Below are 14,364 nucleotides of genomic sequence, written 5' to 3'. Positions count from 1 at the left end.
ACCATTACCTTTTGTGGGTCTTTAATTTTCCTCGTGGTGTGCGCTGGCTGGCGTGACGACCGTATCTCCAACACTGACACGAGAGCAATGTGATGAGCTATCAATTTGTAACTGAACTCAACGCCTTACCCGAAAACCAACCGGTGAAATGCGAAGTGGCCGGTACTGCAATGATCCTTATCCGAACGCTGACTCAGGTCCGCGCCTTTCAAAGCAAATGCCCGCATGCCGGCGCGCCGCTGGAGAAAGGTGCGGTATGCGAAGGGCGGCTTGTCTGTCCGTGGCATAAGGCCGAATTTGATATCAAAAATGGGCAATGGCTTGAGCCGTTGGCGCTGACTAATTTGAAACAATACCCGGTACGCCTTGAGCAGAATCGCGTGCTGGTCAGCCCTCGCCCGATGTCTCCTGCAAGCTACCCGCAGATTCGTGGTGAACAAGAGCAGACCACCGTGATCGTGGGCACCGGTGCGGCAGGCAGCGCAGCGGCAATAACCCTGCGGGACGCGGGCTATACGGGCCGGCTGGTGCTGGTGGATAAAGAAGAAGATGCGCCATACGACCGTACCGCGTTGAGTAAATTTGTTCCGGCCGGAAAAATGAAAATCAGCGAGGTGCCGCACATTCTGGACGAGGCCTTCTATCAGCAGCCCGGCGTTGAGAGTCTGCGGGAGGAGGTCAGCGATGTGAACAGTCGCGCGCACAAGATAACCTTCGCCAGCGGGCGAGAATTGCATTTCGATAAATTGCTGCTGGCGACCGGCGGTCAGCCCGTGTGGCCCGAGATCGACGGTCATCACCTGACGGGTGTGCATGTGCTGCGCGATATCCAGCAGGCAGAGCAGTTGCTCAACGATGTTGAGCGCGAGCAGCAGTTGGTGATCATTGGCAACAGTTTTATTGCGATGGAACTGGCAGCAGCGCTGCGTAATCAGGATATTGATGTGACCGTTGTCTCTCGTCATGCGCTGCCGTTTGTGCCGCAATTTGGTGAAGAGATGGGGCGGCATTTTCTGGAATTACACAAACAGAACGGCGTGAAATTTGTCACCGGCGAACCTGTTGCCCTGCAGGGCAATGGCCGGGTCCAGCACGTACAGCTCAAAAATGGTCAGACGCTGCCTGCCCACGTTGTGGTGTTTGCTACTGGTGTACGCCCGTCTACCGACCTTGTTCATGACCTTCACCGCGAAGAGGATGGTAGCCTGACGGTGGATGAGACGCTGAGTGCGGCACCCGATGTGTGGGCAGTGGGGGATATCGCCAGCTATCCTGCGCCGGAAGGGCGTCGGCGCATAGAACACTGGCGAGTGGCGCAGCAGCAGGGCCATCTGGCGGCGTTGAATATGCTCGGAGAAGAGCGGGTGTTCAACCAGGTTCCGTTTTTCTGGACCACCCATTTTGGTACCCGCTTCGAGTACCTCGGTTATGCGCCGGAGTGGGACAGCATCACCATGCTGGGTTCCTTCGACAGTAAACGCTTTGCCGTGTTGTATGGCGAAGAGGGGGTGTTGAAAGCAGTATTGAGCAGTGGGGAATATACCGAAACGGCGGCCTTACTGCTGAAAATGCAGCAGCCGCTCAGTGTGCAGGCAGCCAGCGATATGCTGAACTGAGGCGGGTACGCCACGGGCCAGCATACCCGTGGCGCTTACTTTATTTACTCAGCGCATCCGATTTTGCCATGCAGGCCTGAATGGCATCGATGACCGCCGCGCGAAAGCCTTTCTCTTCCAGCACTTTTACGGCTTCAATGGTTGTGCCGCCCGGAGAGCAGACCATGTCTTTTAATTCACCGGGGTGCTTACCTGTTTCCAGCACCATTTTTGCTGAACCCATCACCGCCTGTGCGGCAAAACGATAAGCTTGGGCACGCGGCATTCCGCCAAGAACGGCAGCGTCAGCCATCGCTTCGATAAACATAAAGACATAAGCGGGAGCAGAGCCACTCACCCCCACGACCGGGTGGATCATTGATTCATAGACCACTTCCGCTTCGCCGAAGCTACGGAAAATGGTCAGCACATCTGCAATATCCTCTTCAGTCACCAGCGCGTTAGCGGTGACAGAGGTCATGCCGGCATTCACCAGAGAGGGGGTATTTGGCATGGTGCGAATGATTTTGCGATCGTGGCCCAGCGCGCGCGCCAGTTGATCCAGGGTGACGCCCGCAGCAATAGAGACAACCAGCGTCTCTTTATTGAGACTGGACGCCACATCACTCAGGGTTTTTATCATGATGTTCGGCTTAACCGCGCCGAAAACGATATCTGCAACCTGCGCCACTTCCTGCGCGCTCTGCGCGGCATTGATGCCATATTGATCGTGCAGGGCGGCGACTTTATCTGCTGATGGGGTATAAACCCAGATCTGCCCAGGCTGCACCTGGCCGCTGGCAATCAGCCCGCCCAGAATCGCTTTGCCCATGTTACCGCAGCCGATAAAGCCAATTTTTTTCTCCATCACGTCTGTCCCTCTGCTGATAGTGTGTTGTGGGTTATAGCTTAACGCATGACAGCCGTGCAGGGCTAAACCTTAACGTTATGCTTTGCGTGACCACGATTTAACGCCACAATGAGCGCAAATACGTAAGGGGGAACGATGGCGATTTGGGTTGATGCGGACGCCTGTCCGAATGTGATTAAAGAGATTCTGTTTCGTGCCGCTGACCGCACGCAGACGCAGGTAACGCTGGTTGCGAACCAAAACATACGCGTGCCGCCGTCACGGTTTATTCGCTCCGTGCGCGTCGCGTCGGGTTTTGATGTTGCAGACAACGAAATCGTTCGGCTTTGTGAGGCCGGGGATCTGGTCATTACGGCCGACATTCCGCTGGCTGCCGACGTGATCGCAAAAGGGGGCGTTGCCCTAAACCCGCGCGGTGAGCGCTACACGGAAGCGACGATTCGCGAACGCCTGACGATGCGCGACTTCATGGATACGTTGCGGGCGAGTGGCATTCAGACCGGCGGCCCTGACAGCCTTTCTCAGCGCGACCGGCAACAGTTTGCTGCCGAGCTCGATAAATGGCTGCTGGAAAACACCCGTCGACAGGCAAAGCAGTGATCTCGTCCACCCACAGATGAATATGTTACGCTAACCGCGCCTGTGGGCTTGTCAACGAACATTACTTTAAGTAAGGTTATCGCTACACGGGTTGCATTAAAATCTTTACACTCAAATCGGGCGTCGTTTCTGGAGTTAATCGAAGTGGAATGCGATTTATCTTTTCATGTGTAATTATTTATTTACAGCCACTCGACACCGGCAGGGTGAGTCAATATCCATTTTTCTTCTCTTTTCACCTTGCGATATCTGAGGGAACACCAGTTCATGACGCTACCCATCTTTTTAATCGGCGCGCGCGGTTGTGGTAAAACCACCGTTGGTCATGCGTTATCTGAGTTACAGGCACGCCAGTTCGTTGATACCGATCACTGGTTGCAGGAACAGGCACAAATGACCGTTGCTGAGTTGGTCAGCAAAGAGGGCTGGCAGGGTTTCCGCGCGCGTGAAACCCAGGCGCTGGAAGCGGTCACTGCCCCTTCTCACGTTGTTGCCACCGGCGGCGGCATTATTTTGAGCGAATATAATCGCAAATTTATGCGCGAACAGGGGCTGGTCATCTATCTGTGTGCCCCCGTGTCCGTGCTGGTGGACCGTCTGGAAGCCTATCCAAAAGAGAGCCAGCGCCCAACGCTGACCGGCAAACCGGTTCGTGAAGAGGTGGGCGAAATTCTGGCAGGACGTGACGCGCTCTATCGTGAAACGGCGCACCATGTTGTTGACGCTTCAGCAAGCCTCGACGAGGTGCTGAACGACATTCGCAACGCGATGCGCGTGGCCTGCGCCAGTTAGGAAACGATTGTCTATACCCGCCATACTTCACGTTGCCCGTGCGTTGCCGCCTGCCTGCAACGCGAAGTATTTAGGGTCTATACTTAGGGCCTGACGAGCAAAAAAGGAAAAGTCATGGCCAGTAAACCTCCCTATCCGCGTGAAGCCCGTATTGTTGCTATTGAGAAAGGCGCAACCGGGCAAACCGTCACCTGGTATCAACTGCGTGCCGATCATCCTAAGCCCGATGCGTTGATCAGCGAGCATCCCACTGAGCAGGAAGCCCTTGACGCCAAGGTGCGCTACGAGGATCCTGGCAAAGAGTAACGTCTTAATACTGTCTTAAGGTTGTCCTGAAAGTGCAAAAAAGAGGTCTGCGTCGCATTTTTCGCGCTGGCGAAGTCGGTGCAGACCGATAATAATCAGAGGTTATTAATTCGTTATTGGAAATAATAGGAATTTTGAAGTCAATTTTTTGGTATGAAATTGCCTGAAGTGGCCCAGGTTACCCTTCAGGTGCGTCGACGTGTACGTATAAGGCAGTGTTGCAAGGCGGAAAATAAATGAATGCAACGATGGCGATCCTCACCGTAGGTGTGGTGCCTGTTAAAGAGATCTTACCGCTCCTGACCGAGCATATTCCTGAGCAGCAGATTACCCATTACAGTCTTCTTGGCAAAATGGCACCCGAGGATGTGCATTCCGATTATCGTATCGAACCGGGCGAAACCCCGCTCCCAACGCGCTTATGCGATGACAGTCTGGCGATCGTCTCCCGCGAAAAGGTAGAGCGTGACCTGCAAAGCGTCATTGAGGTGATGGATAACCAGGGTTATGACGTCATTCTGTTGATGAGTACGGCGAATATTCGTGGCCTCAAGGCGCGAAACTCCATCTTGATCGAACCTCAACGCATCATACCTCCGCTGGTCTCCTCCATTGTGGAAGGGCATCAGGTCGGTGTGATTGTCCCTATTCCAGAACTGATGGCCCCCCAAAAGCAGAAGTGGAGCGTGCTGGAAAACGAGCCTTACTACGCGCTGGCACATCCGTTTGATGCCTCAGAGTCTGAACTGGTCGAGGCCGGAAAAACGTTGATTGACCAGGGCGCAGACGTTTTAATGCTTGATTGCCTTGGCTTTCATCAGTGGCACCGGGATTTACTCCAGAAATCCCTTGATGTCCCAGTATTACTCTCTAACGTCCTGGTCGCGCGACTGGCGTCCGAACTGCTGGTGTAGGTCAATTTCGCGTGACAGAAATGAAGTCTGGCCTCTATAGTGGATTTCCATATCTTATCTGAATATAAAAAGGGCCAGTTCATGCTTCAGAGTAACGAATACTTTTCCGGTAAAGTGAAATCCATTGGGTTTACCAGTAGCAGCACTGGCCGTGCCAGCGTTGGCGTGATGGCTGAAGGGGAATATACCTTTGGGACCGCACAACCTGAAGAGATGACGGTGGTGAGCGGTGCGCTGCATGTTCTGCTGCCCGGTGAGACAGAGTGGAAAACCTATTCTGCTGGTGAAGTTTTCAACGTGCCCGGTAACAGCGAATTTCATTTACAGATTGCCGAGCCGTCTTCCTATCTCTGCCGTTACCTGTAAGCCTTCTGCAAAAACGCCCGGTTTAACCGGGCGATTTTTTTGATAGCGGGGCTGTAGGCCCGATGCGCCATCGGGCAATACTTCATGATTAGCGCTGGGCTTCGCCGCCAAGCCCTTCCACCAGACTGTGAATCAGCGTTGATAGTTCGCCGGTCATCAGAATAAAGTCAGCGTCGAAACGCTGCGCGACGTCATCCCGATCGATGTCCTGATTCTGATCGCGGATCTCATCACCGAATTTCAGACGTTTGACAGAACCGTCATCGCAGACCATAAACTGAATACGCTGCTGCCAGTCGAGGGCGAGTTTGGTCACCACTTTACCGGCTTCGATATGCACCGCAATTTCGTCGCTGACCAACTCCTGTTTCTTGCAGCGAATCACGCCGCCGTCTTCCAGCATCGCCTTCAGCTCCGCTTCATCGAGCAACTGGAATCCCTGCGCGACCGTACCGGAACGGACCCATTCCGTCAGGGTCAGTTCAATGGGGTTTTCCAGCGTTAAGGGGACGACCGGCAGCGAGCCGAGGCTTTTACGCAGCAACGCCAGGGTGTCTTCGGCTTTTTTGGCGCTGGCACTGTCCACCATAATCAGCCCGTTGACCGTATCAATCCACATCATGGTCTGGCTGAAACGGCTGAATGCGCGAGGGAGCAAAGAGTGAAGCACTTCATCTTTCAATGCGTCTTTTTCGGTTTTTTTCAGTTTGCGACCCTGATCGGCTTCGAGGCGGGAGATTTTGGCTTCCAGCGCCTGTTTCACCACGGGAGAAGGCAGGATTTTCTCTTCTTTGCGCGCGCAAATGATGATCTGACCGTTGGCAGTGTGGGTCAGCGCATCACTGTGTGAACCCATCGGTGGAACCCACCCGGTTTTCGCCATATCCTGACTACCGCACGGGGTAAACGATAGTGGGGCAAGCTGTTTTTCCATCTCTTCCGCCTGCAACGCTACATCGCGGCTGAGACGGTATACCATTAAATTTTTAAACCACAGCATGAGTTTTTCCACGGCCTTGTCGTTAAATGCAGCGGGCATGATAACCAATTGTCGCCGCGCTTGCATATGAATGGTTGTCCAACTATGAGGAGCATTATGTGCGTATTGGTATTGATTTAGGTGGCACGAAAACAGAGATAATTGCGCTCAGTGATGAGGGGGACGAACTCTTTCGTCATCGTCAGCCGACACCGCGTGATTATCATCAAACCATTGAATTGATTGCTTCTCTTGTTGACCTCACCGAAAAAGAGACCGGGCAAACCGGGACGGTGGGCATGGGCATTCCGGGCTCAATTTCGCCCTATACCGGGGTGGTAAAGAACGCCAATTCGGTCTGGCTCAACGGTAAACCTTTTGATAAAGATCTGAGTCAGCGCTTACAACGTGACGTCCGACTCGCTAACGATGCCAACTGTCTGGCGGTTTCTGAAGCCGTGGACGGCGCAGCGGCGGGCGCGCAAACCGTTTTTGCGGTGATCATCGGAACCGGTTGCGGTGCTGGTGTGGCGCTCGGTGGCCGTTCCCATATCGGCGGTAACGGTACGGCGGGAGAGTGGGGCCATAATCCGCTACCGTGGATGGACGAAGACGAGCTGCGTTATCGTGCGGAAGTGCCGTGTTACTGCGGCAAGCAGGGGTGTATCGAAACCTTCATTTCCGGCACCGGTTTTGGCGCTGACTATCAGCGGCTGAGCGGAAAAACGCTCAAAGGGAATGAAATTATTCGCCTGGTCGAGGAACAGGACCCGCTGGCAGAGCTGGCGCTAAGTCGTTATGAAATGCGGCTGGCCAAATCGCTGGCTCACGTCGTCAATATTCTCGACCCGGATGTCATTGTACTGGGTGGCGGCATGAGTAACGTCGAGCGGCTCTATAAAACCGTACCGGGCCTTGTGAAAAGCTGGGTCTTTGGCGGCGAGTTTGAAACCCCGATTCGCAAAGCACTGCACGGGGATTCGAGCGGCGTGCGCGGTGCGGCCTGGCTATGGCCGCAGGAATAAGCATATTTATCTCCCGGCAATAATACTGCCGGGATTTTTTTATTTTGGGCACAGTATCAGCAAGAATAAGATTGTTTTTTTAAATTAGCTGATAAGATTAATTATATCGCCTCTTATCTTTGGCTGGCAAAGCCAGCTTTCACTAAAAATTATATTCTAATCTTTTTTGTAAGATGACGTTAATGTCTGTCTGTAACTGATTTTTCGGAATCTGCTCTTGTTTAATTTGGCTTTTAACAGTAACACATCATTATTTTGTACGATTTATCATCTGTTTTTAGTATCGGGTGTTTAATATTTATTTGCAAAATAAAATATTATCAGCATAAGTATTTCCGCTTTTTGACAGTCAGAAATAACCCGCGTATTAATCCCCACAGGTTTATGATCGTGCGAAAAGGAGTCTATGGTGATACGTAAATGGATATTACTGGCATGTTTGTTATCAAATGTAGCCGTCGCTGCGGGATTGACATGTACGGGGACCACACAGGTTGGTGGAGATTATAGATTACCCAATGCAGGAAGGAATATTACCCCACCCAACACCGGTAATGCGGGCACAATTAATGGCCCGGGTTATACCTGCACGACGACCACCTGCGTCGTTTTATTTACGGCTAAAACCAGACCAGGCTATGGAACGATTCCCGGCGCGAATAAAAACATGACAGAGTCCTGTACCGGTTCGTGGAAAACAGGTTATGCCGTAAAGGATGTCCCCGCAGGCACAGTTTATACGTCTCCAGACGGCTACCCCATATATCCCACAACAATTAAAGGTATTGGCGTTTCTTTTAACGAATCATCTGCGGGATCGTACTTATCATATCGTCGTTGGCCTGACGTAGCGTGGGTGTTTAACAACCGTGGGCAAATTGATACCTGGGTAGATATTAGAGTATGGAAAACCCCTGAATTTACTCAGCCTGGTAATCTTGACTTTACAGGCCCCGTGTTTATGCAGGTGCTAAGTCCACAAAATGCTGGAGATACAATTTCCAGTTGCCCAAATAATACTGCGGATGGGAAATTAGATGACCGCACCTGCGTCTGGCTAAGTCGTATATTAAAAGGCAGCATTGATTTTCAGTCAGGGACGTGCAATATGGTCAGTGCCTCGCGTACTGTTACAATGGGTAAATATGCTTCGAATATAGGGAAATCCCCGTGGCAGGATGCCAGTTTTAAATTACAGTGCCCGGTGGCATACGGCTATAATAGTGGCGTTTCAAACTCATATAATCAATATAATGCTGACGGCGGTTCCCTGACGGCCAATCAGACCAAAAACAACAGCGTTAAAATCCAGGTGGTGCCTTACACCACAGTAATTAATGCAGCTCAAGGGGTTTTCTCCCTGGATGCAGGCGGTGCCGAAGGCTATGGCATTCAACTGGCGTGGGGCATGCCCGGTGAACAAACCACTTCAGACACGCCAACCAAACCTGTGGCTTTTGGTTCGCGAATTCTGGCAAGCTCGCTCAACAGCAACTTTAAAAATGGCCCCTACACGTTGGGCGGAACAGCGCTGGCAACGGGAGCCGACGGTACCATCCGGATGTCTGCCCGCTATATTCGCACGACCGGCACGGTTCAGCCCGGGCCTGCTAACGGTAAAGTGGAAATTATTGCTGCCTATGAATAAGGTACAGTCCCGGCGTTGATGCTCTCGCCGGGCCCTGCTTACTTATCTACCGCAAAAACGTTATCCAGCTTGCTGTAGCCAAGACCATTAATCTTCCGCACTTTTATCTGCACCGGGATCCGCTCTTTCATCGCCTCAACGTGACTGATAACGCCAATGGTCTTGCCGGTAGCGTTCAGCGCATCCAGGGCGTCCAGCGCAGTATCCAGCGTTTCGCTGTCGAGCGTGCCAAAACCTTCATCAAGGAACAGTGAATCGATACGGGTTTTATGACTGACCAGGTCCGAGAGCGCCAGGGCCAGCGCAAGGCTGACGAGGAAGCTTTCCCCGCCGGAAAGCGTACGGGTATCGCGCACTGCGTCCGCCTGCCAGGTATCCACCACTTCAAGCTCCAGCGCTTCACTGGCCTTACGCTTAAGCAGGTAGCGCCCGTGCAGACGATTGAGCTGATTGTTTGCCAGCCAGACCAGATTATCGAGCGTCAGCCCCTGGGCGAATTTACGGAATTTATCGCCGTCGCGGGAGCCAATCAGCTGGGAAAGATGACCCCAGTCATCGCAGCGTACCGCAGCGTGTTCTATCTCCCTCATCAGAACCTGCTGGCGCTGGCGGTTTTCCGCATCCTGCTTCAGTTGCTGACGGAACTCTCCCTGACGGGTGGTATTGTCGCGGATCTGACTTGCCAGAAGGGTAAGCGCCTCCTGAGCGCTCTGTGCCGTAACACTTTCATCCATCACAACAGGTGGTTCGGCGATATGGGCATTCAGCGTTTGCTCAGCATTGGTCACTAAGGTCAGTGCCTGCTGGCACGCACTTTCCAGTTGTTGGCGCAGCTGTTCAAGGCGCAGGCGCTCTGCGTCATTGAGCAGCGCATCCTGAAATGCCTGCTGGTCGGTAAACTCGCTTTCTGCCAGCGCATCGGCAAACTGTTTCTCCAGCAGCGTCAGGCGTTCGGCTTCTACGGTAAGCTGTTGTTGCAGGGTTTGCCACTGACTTTGCAGTGAGACGCAGTCGTTATGCACCTGTTGCCAGTTGTCCAGTTTGACGGGCGTCTCATCAGCAAAATCGGGGTCATCCGGCAGGGTATCAATAATCGGTGAAAGGCGGGCAATGCTGTCATGCAGGGCGGTAAAGGCCGTCTGCTTTTCCTGCCACTGTTCTGCTTCCTGGGTGCGGGCAGCCAGCCAGGCAGTTTCTTCCCCCTCTGGCGGAACGGTGAGTTCCAGTGGCGCAAGCAGAGAAGCGAGATGGGCGCGACGGGCCTCTGCCGCCTGCTGATACTGTTCCACCTGCTGGCGCAGCTCATCGATTTGGTGTTGCAGCGTCTGCCGCTGGCTTAGCTGATAGAGCTGATGTTCATAGGCATCCTGCGCCGCCTGCCAGCTGGTGAGGTCGTGCTGTGGTTGCATGTTGATGCACAAGGCTTCACATAACGTGGCCCACTCCTGGCGCAACGTTTGCTCATCCTGAGAGAGGATTTTAGCTTCACGCTCTTCTTTCTCATACCGTTCCGCCAGCCCTTTCAGACGCTCGCTAAGGGCGACACCGTCCTCTTTTATCTTGCTGACCTCAAGCTCGAGCGCATCGCGACGAGCCTGATTCACGCCCGGAACAATAGCCTGATACTCGGCAATCGCCGGGTGCGAGGTTGAACCACAAAGTGGGCAGGGGTGGTCAGGCTCAAGCCGGGCGCGTTCACTCTCCAGGCTGTGAATGCGTTCTTCAAGTTTGCAGACGGTACGAATTTCCGTCAGCAACTGATTTTTTTCTTTATATTGTGCGCGCCTTAGCGTCAGTTCATCGTCGCGCTTTTTCCGTTCTGCTTCGAGTTCAACCAGACTTTGCTGGCGCTGAGCGAGGTGCTTTTGCAGCGGCGCAAAACGGGCGTGCAGCGCGTGCAGTTTCTGGCGCAACGGACGATGCTGCGCGCTTAAGGCCATCGCCGCCTCGACCTCTGCCGGGGTCATGTCCAGCGAAACCGCCTGCAGTCCGCGCAGCTTAAGCACGTTTTGCTCGATGCGGGTCTGCAATGACTGCCAGGGTTTTTTATCCTCTACCTGCTGGTTGAGCATGGCGCGCCAGCCGGCCAGTTCGCTTTGCCAGCGCTGGAAGCGGGCGTTATCGGCAAGCCAGGTCTTAAGCGTGACCTCCGAGGCCAGGAGCTGCGCATGCTGACTCAGGGCGCTGGCGCGAATGCACGCACGCAGCGTGCGCCTGTCATGTAAGCGAGTATTCACTTCTTCATTCTGCCGATGGCTGCTCTGCCACAGCGTGCGTTGCTCTTGCAGACGCTCCCAGAGTGGACGAAGCGCCAGGGCGGGTTGGGCACGACTGAGCAGCGCGAGCTGGGGCTGGGCATCATTTTGCGCCTGAACGGCACGCTGACTTGCCGCCTGCGCGTGCTGGAGGGCGAGACGCAACTCCTGGCTGCGATTCAGCCAGTTGAGCTGCGTTTGTGCGGTCTGCTGTCGGGTCAGCAGGCGCTGTTCCTCGTCAGTGAGTACCTGCAAACCTGCGGTGAGGGCCGTGCGCTGATCGTCATTGAGCAGCACTACGCCTTCTGCCTGAGCCTGGCATTTTTCCAGCGCCGTGCGGGCGATTTTATGTTTTTCAAACACCTCGGCAGAAATCTGTCCGTAGATCTCGGTGCCGGTCAGCTCTTCCAGCAGTTCCGCGCGCTCTTTGGGTTTAGCATTCAGAAAGGCGGCAAACTGGCCCTGTGAGAGCAGCATTGAACGGGTGAAGCGCCCATAGTCCAGCCCCGTCAGCGAGGCGGTAAGTTCGAGCTTATCTTTGACTTTATCCGCCAGAATTTTGCCGTCAGCACACTGCGCAAGTTCAACGCGCGGGACCTGCAAATTCCCGTCGGGCTGGTTTCGGGCGCGGGTCTGGCTCCAGAAGGCGCGATAGGCAATGCCTTTAACTTCGAATTCGACCTCTGCCAGGCAATCGGCCGTGTCACGGGTCATCAAATCATTTTGCGACTGCGAGACGTTATTCAGGCGCGGTGTTTCATGGTAAAGCGCGAGGCAGATGGCATCCAGCAGGGTGGTTTTACCCGCGCCGGTCGCCCCGGTAATGGCAAACAGACCGTTGCTGGCAAAAGGTTCGGCGGTAAAATCTATCTTCCATTCCCCTTTCAGGGAGTTGAGGTTTTTCAGGCGCAGGCTGAGAATTTTCATGCGTCGTGCTCCTGGTGCAGGCCGTGCAGTGTTTCTGCAAAGAGCGCCTCTAATCTGGCCTGTTGTGTCTCATCCAGTTCTTCCTGGGCCAGACGGCGCGCGAAGACCTCCTCCACGCTTAATTCGCTGAGGGTTTCACGGCGCTCACCGGCAAGAATGCGTTCACGTTGCTCCCGGCTGCGGCGAACCAGCAACACTTCTACCGGCAGTTCGGCGGTCAGCAACTGAATTTTCCGCTGCATATCGCTGAGGTAGTCGTCGGTGGCTATTTCGATATCCAGCCAGACGGGGCGCGCAGCATCATGATGCCGCCACTGTTCAAGCTGTTCGCGAATGGCCGTCAGGTCGCCTTTAATGACCCCTAATTGCTGGGTAACAGGCACTTCCAGTGCCGTCACGTCGGCCAGCTTTCCCGCGTCAAAGGTCACTAAATTGACATATTTACTTTTGCCGGTTTCATCAAAGCTCAGGGCGATGGGCGAGCCGCAGTAGCGAATATGTTCCTGACCGCCAATCTTCTGCGGACGGTGAATATGGCCCAGCGCGATATAATCGGCGGACGGGAAATTCTGCGCCGGGAAGGCGTCCAGGGTGCCGATATAAATCTCGCGTACGGCATCACTTTTACTGGCGCCTACCGTCGTGAGGTGACCGCTGGCGATGATAGGTAAGGTCTGTTCGCCGCGGAGTGTGCAGGCGGCATCATGCTGTTGCTGGTAGTAGTCGGTGATGGCGCCTAACAGATGCTGCTGCTTTTGCTGCCCGGAAAGCCCGGCCTGGCTGGTCACAATGTCGCGCGGACGTAAAAACGGTACCGGGCAGAACACCGCGCCTGGCGAGCCATCGCGCAACGGTAAATAGAAAGGGGCGCTTCCCGCGCTGGCGACGACGGTGGTTTTCAGCCAGGCCAGAATATCTTTTGATTCATTGAGTGTGGCGACGGAGTCGTGATTCCCGGCCAGCACAACCAGATGACAGCCGGTGTTTTGTAACTTCACGACAAACCGGTTATAGAGTTCGCGCGCGTAGCTGGGGGGCGAACCGGTATCAAAGATGTCGCCCGCGACAATGATCGCGTCAACCTGATGTTCTTCAGCCGTGGTCAGTAGCCAGGAGAGAAAAGCGTCGTGCTCGGCGGCACGGCTCTTGCTGTAAAAGTTCTGACCGAGGTGCCAGTCCGATGTATGAATGATGCGCATAGCGGTTCCATGGCAAAAAAGCGTAAACGGGATTATAACATTCAAGAGCCTATGAGCCGCCAGCGAAAGCGCTTAGCCGCTGTCATATAACGGAATGATGCGTCATCTGTTGGTCATTTGTTTCATAAATCTGTCACAAAAGTGACGCATACTGGCGCCGCGGTTGACTGATGACTTTAATTAAACAGGGCAAATTATGGCAAGACGCATTCTGGTCGTAGAAGATGAAGCTCCCATTCGTGAAATGGTGTGTTTCGTGCTTGAGCAAAACGGCTTTCAACCTGTCGAAGCGGAAGATTATGACAGCGCGGTGAACCAACTGAATGAACCCTGGCCCGATCTGATTTTACTGGACTGGATGTTGCCAGGCGGCTCTGGTATCCAGTTTATTAAGCACCTCAAACGTGAAGCCATGACTCGGGAAATCCCGGTGATGATGCTGACGGCTCGCGGTGAAGAAGAAGATCGTGTGCGCGGCCTTGAAACCGGTGCAGACGATTACATCACTAAACCTTTCTCCCCTAAAGAGCTGGTTGCGCGAATCAAAGCGGTTATGCGTCGCATCTCGCCTATGGCGGTAGAAGAGGTCATTGAGATGCAGGGGCTGAGCCTCGACCCAAGCTCTCATCGGGTGATGACCGGCGAGAATCCGCTGGACATGGGGCCGACGGAGTTTAAGCTGTTGCACTTCTTCATGACGCACCCGGAACGCGTCTACAGCCGTGAACAGCTGCTTAACCACGTCTGGGGAACCAATGTCTATGTAGAAGATCGCACGGTCGACGTGCATATTCGCCGCTTGCGTAAAGCACTGGAAACCAGCGGCCACGATCGTATGGTACAGACAGTTCGCGGCACGGGTTATCGCTTCTCAACCCGTTTCTGAA

13 protein-coding genes are annotated in these 14,364 nt (G+C 54.0%); 9 read left to right on the top strand and 4 right to left on the bottom strand.

Annotation, left to right across the window (positions count from 1 at the left end):
- Positions 1-92: 92 nt before the first annotated feature.
- On the top strand, positions 93-1,616 hold the full coding sequence (locus ACUY4Q_RS19045) for an FAD-dependent oxidoreductase (RefSeq protein ID WP_458044267.1): 1,524 nt from the start codon (positions 93-95) through the stop codon (positions 1,614-1,616).
- A 40-nt stretch (positions 1,617-1,656) separates the two neighbouring features.
- Here the strand turns inward: ACUY4Q_RS19045 and proC are convergent, their stop codons facing one another.
- Complete coding sequence (gene proC, locus ACUY4Q_RS19040) at positions 1,657-2,463, bottom strand: pyrroline-5-carboxylate reductase (protein ID WP_458047390.1); 807 nt, start codon at positions 2,461-2,463, stop codon at positions 1,657-1,659.
- Between the two features lie 138 nt (positions 2,464-2,601).
- Here proC and ACUY4Q_RS19035 point away from each other — a divergent pair, with 138 nt between their 5' ends.
- The 5 genes from ACUY4Q_RS19035 to ppnP all read left to right on the top strand — a co-directional run bounded on the left by ACUY4Q_RS19035 (position 2,602) and on the right by ppnP (position 5,444).
- Positions 2,602-3,066 (top strand): YaiI/YqxD family protein, encoded by a 465-nt coding sequence (locus ACUY4Q_RS19035; RefSeq protein ID WP_458044266.1) that lies wholly within the window; start codon positions 2,602-2,604, stop codon positions 3,064-3,066.
- A 267-nt stretch (positions 3,067-3,333) separates the two neighbouring features.
- A complete protein-coding gene (gene aroL / locus ACUY4Q_RS19030; RefSeq protein WP_458044265.1) occupies positions 3,334-3,858 on the top strand; it encodes a shikimate kinase AroL in 525 nt (174 codons plus the stop codon).
- 114 nt (positions 3,859-3,972) lie between these two features.
- Positions 3,973-4,164, top strand: coding sequence for a protein YaiA (gene yaiA, locus ACUY4Q_RS19025; protein ID WP_458044264.1), 192 nt, complete (start codon positions 3,973-3,975; stop codon positions 4,162-4,164).
- Between the two features lie 236 nt (positions 4,165-4,400).
- On the top strand, positions 4,401-5,078 hold the full coding sequence (locus ACUY4Q_RS19020; RefSeq protein WP_458044263.1) for an AroM family protein: 678 nt from the start codon (positions 4,401-4,403) through the stop codon (positions 5,076-5,078).
- A gap of 81 nt (positions 5,079-5,159) precedes the next feature.
- Positions 5,160-5,444 (top strand): pyrimidine/purine nucleoside phosphorylase, encoded by a 285-nt coding sequence (gene ppnP, locus ACUY4Q_RS19015; RefSeq protein ID WP_458044262.1) that lies wholly within the window; start codon positions 5,160-5,162, stop codon positions 5,442-5,444.
- Positions 5,445-5,532: 88 nt separating this feature from the next.
- Here ppnP and rdgC read toward each other — a convergent pair whose 3' ends face one another.
- The gene (gene rdgC, locus ACUY4Q_RS19010) at positions 5,533-6,444 is read right to left on the bottom strand and encodes a recombination-associated protein RdgC (RefSeq protein ID WP_458044261.1); all 912 of its coding nucleotides are present in this window, start codon (positions 6,442-6,444) and stop codon (positions 5,533-5,535) included.
- Positions 6,445-6,542: 98 nt separating this feature from the next.
- On the opposite strand from rdgC, the gene mak reads away from it, so the two are divergent.
- Both mak and ACUY4Q_RS19000 read left to right on the top strand, forming a co-directional pair.
- Positions 6,543-7,448 (top strand): fructokinase, encoded by a 906-nt coding sequence (gene mak, locus ACUY4Q_RS19005; protein ID WP_458044260.1) that lies wholly within the window; start codon positions 6,543-6,545, stop codon positions 7,446-7,448.
- Between the two features lie 406 nt (positions 7,449-7,854).
- Positions 7,855-9,096 carry a fimbrial protein gene (locus ACUY4Q_RS19000; protein WP_458044259.1) on the top strand — a complete coding sequence of 414 codons (1,242 nt, stop codon included), beginning with the start codon at positions 7,855-7,857 and terminating at the stop codon, positions 9,094-9,096.
- 38 nt (positions 9,097-9,134) lie between these two features.
- On the opposite strand, the gene sbcC is transcribed toward ACUY4Q_RS19000, so the two are convergent.
- Positions 9,135-12,278, bottom strand: coding sequence for an exonuclease subunit SbcC (sbcC, locus tag ACUY4Q_RS18995; protein WP_458044258.1), 3,144 nt, complete (start codon positions 12,276-12,278; stop codon positions 9,135-9,137).
- Entirely contained in the window at positions 12,275-13,477 is a 1,203-nt protein-coding gene (sbcD, locus tag ACUY4Q_RS18990; protein ID WP_458044257.1) for an exonuclease subunit SbcD, read from the bottom strand. Before sbcD ends, sbcC begins: the two co-directional genes overlap by 4 nt.
- Positions 13,478-13,673: 196 nt before the next feature.
- On the opposite strand from sbcD, the gene phoB reads away from it, so the two are divergent.
- Positions 13,674-14,363: a phosphate response regulator transcription factor PhoB gene (phoB, locus tag ACUY4Q_RS18985; protein ID WP_437433796.1), complete on the top strand. Its 690-nt coding sequence runs from the start codon at positions 13,674-13,676 to the stop codon at positions 14,361-14,363.
- Position 14,364: the final 1 nt, after the last annotated feature.

The organism is Phytobacter cepae (assembly GCF_054165735.1).
This window is presented reverse-complemented; position numbering and strand designations above follow the sequence as displayed.